The 2,258-nt window shown below is 56.8% G+C and carries 1 protein-coding gene and 1 pseudogene; both read left to right on the top strand.

Translation table 11 applies throughout. The features are described from left to right. The coding region (locus Q1B13_RS26735) for a hypothetical protein (protein WP_299085925.1) at positions 1-457 on the top strand (457 nt) is incomplete at its 5' end. Further along, positions 454-2,258: pseudogene (locus tag Q1B13_RS26740) on the top strand (hypothetical protein); the annotation flags it as partial. The gene Q1B13_RS26735 and the pseudogene Q1B13_RS26740, both read left to right, overlap by 4 nt.

Here is a 2,258-nt window from a genome sequence, read left to right on the forward strand (position 1 = left end):
ATCGGTTCATCGGTTCATCGGTTCATCGGTTCATCGGTTCATCGGTTCATCGGTTCATCGGTTCATCGGTTCAGAGCCGTCGCTGCGCCCCGGCGCAGACAGCAGCACTTACCGGCTAAATCATCCTTACATTCTGACACCCGGCCTCAGGCCGACTATCACTCATGGCCTGACGCGTTCGTCCCTGGCCGCCGTGACGCGTGCTGTGGCTGTGCGCGGTTTGGGGTCTGATGTGGTCCCCTCGCACTTTAACACCACTGGCTCGGACGACGCGGACGCAGCACCGCTAATCACCGGCGCCGGTTGGTGTCTGGTCGAAGCAACGCATCCGATCAATCCCAACATCAATTCCCGCATTTATGCCAACCAACTGCCTGCTCGGCAGAACAGGCGGTGCCTTTCACCGATCGTGTTCAAACACGTTGGCGATACACCTCACAGGAGAGTTTCAAAATGACAAACGCGCCTCTGGATATCCAGCCCGCCCTGCGAGCACGCAATGTCCTGGTTCGGGGCGGTCGCTTGACCAAGTTCAAGGGCCAGGTGGCAAGTATTGCGCCTGGGCTTTCGGTTGTGGCGACGGCTGCAGTGCTGTTCACCGGCAGCGCAGCACAGGCGGACGATGAGTGCGGCAGTCCGACTAACGGCGTCGTCACATGTGCCGCTGACGCTGACGATAGCACTCCTGTTGTCGACCCCTACGATGATGGCATCACCTATACCGGATCAAATAACTTAACTCTGGAACTCAACGACCCAGACATCACGGTGAATGGCTCCGGGGTGCAGGTGAATGGGACGGGTACGGCTAATCTTTCTGTGCGCATGGGCAGCGGGAAGGTCGATGGCGACAGTCACGGGGTTTCGGCGTTCACCACAGGTACTGGAAGTGTGCACGCCCAACTGGATGGTGACAAGGACGTCACTAAAGATAGTGACGATAACATCACAATCAACGAGCGCGATTTTGACGGGCTTAGGGCGAAGATTGTTAACACCGCAAGCACAAATAACGCAACAGCGACAATGACCGGAGGAAAGACTACCATTGCTGCCGGTTCAAATTCCAACGGGGTTTCAGCGTTCACCCATGGCAGTGCTGGCGTTGTGACTGCGGGAATGAGTGGAGGCTTAATCATCATCGAGCAGGTGGTAGGGACGGATACAGCCGCGGTCTACGCAGGTGCTCACGAAACGTTTTATGTAGGCACGGTGACGGCGGAAATGAGTGAAGCAGATAGCGAAATTCACACGAAGAATAACGGTGGTCTCGGCCTTCGGGCAACGACCCGTGCCACAAGCGAATTCTCCTTTGCAATTGCGCACATGAAGGGCGGAAAAATCACCACGGAAGGGGAGAATGCTTACGCGGTTGTGGCGGATTACGGGGGGAACAGACCATCAGCTGCGGTCCGAAGGAATATTAAGGCCAATATGACGGCGAAAATGACCGGAGGGACGATCGATAGCAGGGCAAGTACTGCGATTCGGGCGACGACCCCAGGCGTTGGCAATGCGTTAGCGGAAATGGATGGCATCAACAGCAGGATCACCACGAATGGAAACGGGGCGCACGGGCTTCGGGCGGCGAGCGGCCTCGCTGATAATGCATCCGGGGGGACGGCGACAGCGAGAATGAAAGCCGGGACTATCATCATTAACGGTGTAAATTCCAGTGGAGCTTCTGCGGCAGCCAATGACGAAAAAGGCGAAGCGCTGGTGGAAATGCGTGACGGCAAAATCACCGTGAATGGTGAAGGATCTTACGGGCTTTATTCGCGGATTGACAACCCGGACAATGAGGAAGAGGTGAAGGTGAAAATGATCGGGGGGTCTATCGAGACGAATAAGAGCGCCTCCTATGGGATTTTGGCGGACACCTCTGGCTTTGGTGATGTGATTGTGGAGATGGATGCAGGCACAGTCACCACGCGTGGGAATGGGTCTCACGGGATCTGGGCGGAATCAGAAGCGCAAGCGCAGGCGAATAGGATGCGGACTGATCCGGGTTCGGCGACGCAGGCGAAGGCGTTTGTCACCGTGGGTGCGCTTGCCGAGGTCACAGCTGAAGGAGTGGATTCAGACGGGATTCGCGTTTCAGGGAATGAGGTGGATGCGGATGACAACGCCAGCACCTCATTCGACAGGGTTACGCTCGGCGTAAGAGGCTTTGACATAGACGTGGACGGGACTGTGAAGGGCGGATCAGGAAACGGCGCTGCGATCCGAACGATGTCCAGCGACACCGGGACAATTGA

This window comes from uncultured Ruegeria sp. (assembly GCF_947489545.1).
Taxonomy (GTDB): domain Bacteria; phylum Pseudomonadota; class Alphaproteobacteria; order Rhodobacterales; family Rhodobacteraceae; genus Ruegeria.